1 protein-coding gene is annotated in these 2,080 nt (G+C 65.1%); it reads right to left on the minus strand.

Annotated features, from left to right (window positions below):
* Positions 1-177: 177 nt before the first annotated feature.
* Positions 178-1,701 carry a helicase HerA-like C-terminal domain-containing protein gene (locus tag EOA28_RS33690; RefSeq protein ID WP_127253421.1) on the minus strand — a complete coding sequence of 508 codons (1,524 nt, stop codon included), beginning with the start codon at positions 1,699-1,701 and terminating at the stop codon, positions 178-180.
* Positions 1,702-2,080: the final 379 nt, after the last annotated feature.

Below are 2,080 nucleotides of genomic sequence, written 5' to 3' on the forward strand. Positions count from 1 at the left end.
CTTCTATTCAAACAGCATGGGTGCCTATGTCGTGTTTTGCGAAGCGCTGCTCAACCTCGTCGCCCGCGAGCTTGGCGACAAGGCGCTGAATTCGCTGGCCGGGCGCGAGCGGCTGATCGCCGCGATGAACATCGAGGTCGGCTGAAAAACACCCGCCAACTGACAATGAGACGGTGCCTACCGCCCCCGCGCCAGGCTTCCCAGGATGCCGCGCACGATGGCGCGGCCGACGGAGGAGCCGACCGAGCGCACCACCGACTTGATGGCGGCTTCGGCTACGGTCTGGCGGTTGGAAGACCGGCGGTTGCCTGTTCCCAAAACATCGTCGAAGCCGGGGATGGTCCAGCGCGAGCCGCCGCTGTTCTGCTGCCGTGCCTGCGCCTCGGCGTCCTGCGCCTCCTTGGTCTTCTTCTGCAGGATCTCGAAGGCCGATTCGCGATCGACGACCTGATCGTACTGGCCGGCGACCGGGCTCTCGGCGATGATCTTGCGACGCTCGTCCGGCGTGATCGGGCCGAGCCGCGAGGACGGCGGCCGGATCAGCGTGCGCTGGACCATGGCCGGCACGCCCTTGTCCTCCAGCATCGAGACCAGCGCCTCGCCGGTGGCGAGCTGGGTGATGGCGGTGGCGCAGTCGAAATCGGGATTGGGCCGGAAGGTCTCGGCCGCGGTCCGCACCGCCTGCTGCTCGCGCGGCGTGTAGGCGCGCAGCGCGTGCTGGACCCGGTTGCCGAGCTGGGCCAGCACCTTTTCCGGAATATCCAGCGGGTTCTGTGTGACGAAATAGACACCGACACCCTTGGAGCGGATCAGCCGCACCACCTGCTCGACGCGATCGATGAGCACCTTCGGCGCGTCCTCGAACAGAAGATGCGCCTCGTCGAAGAAGAACACCAGCTTCGGCTGGTCGAGATCGCCGACCTCGGGCAGTTCCTCGAACAGCTCCGACATCAGCCAGAGCAGGAAGGTGGCGTAGAGCCTGGGATTCATCATCAGCTTGTCGGCGGCGAGCACGCTGATAGCGCCGCGGCCGTCGCGCGTGGTGCGCATGATGTCGGCGATGCGCAGCGCCGGCTCGCCGAAGAAGTTCGCAGCACCCTGCTGTTCCAGCACCAGGAGCGTGCGCTGGATGGCGCCGACGGAAGGCTTCGTGACATTGCCGTAGCGCGCGCTGAGCTCGTCGGCGCGCTCGGCGATGTTGGCGAGCAACGCCTGCAGGTCCTTGAGGTCGAGCAGCAGCAGGCCTTCCTCGTCGGCGATGCGGAAGGCGATGTTCATGACACCTTCCTGCGCCTCGGTGAGGTTCATCAGCCGCGAGAGCAGCAACGGCCCCATCTCGGAGATGGTGGCGCGGATCGGATGGCCCTGCTCGCCGAACAGATCCCAGAAGATGACCGGGAATTCCTGGAACTGGTAGGGATCGAGCTTCACCTCGCCGGCGCGCTTGACCAGGAAATCCTTGGCCTCGCCCATCATGGATATGCCGGAAAGGTCGCCCTTGATGTCGGCGCAGAACACCGGCACGCCGGCATTCGAAAAACCCTCGGCCAGTATCTGCAGGCTGACCGTCTTGCCGGTGCCGGTGGCGCCTGTGACGAGGCCGTGGCGGTTGCCGTAGCGCAGCAGCAGCTCTTCGGCGCGCTGATAGGAATCGTCGGGCTTGCGGCTGGCGCCGATGAAGATGCTGGTCTCGTCAACCATGTCCGGTCTCCGCAATCTGTTCCGCTCAAAGGGCCTCACCCGGAGGTATAGTAACGCGCGTCGCATGCGGCAATGGCCAGTATCGATTTGGGAGCGGCCCGGAATCTGGCCATTGGCGCTTGCGGATTTCGCGCATGTTTGGCAATCGATTGGCTGGCCGCGGGAAAACCCGGGCGGATAACGCATTGTGATATCCGGTTCCCGACCTTAGATTGGCTGGACCCGGCTGATGCGGCCGAGAAGCGAGGAGAGCGATGGGCGCCGGCGCCATGACCAGGGATGTCGACCTTCCGAACCCGGACGCCAAGCGTTGGCAGGCGCTGGCGGAGAAGGCCCTTGCCGGCGGTTCCTTCGAGGAAAAACTCGTTTCCCGTACCGA

Source organism: Mesorhizobium sp. M2A.F.Ca.ET.067.02.1.1, assembly GCF_004023285.1.
Lineage (GTDB): Bacteria > Pseudomonadota > Alphaproteobacteria > Rhizobiales > Rhizobiaceae > Mesorhizobium.

Coding starts and splice junctions, on each gene's coding strand:
- EOA28_RS33690 (WP_127253421.1), bottom strand. CDS start 1,701: ATGGTTGACGAGACCAGCATCTTCATCGGCGCCAGCCGCAAGCCCGAC.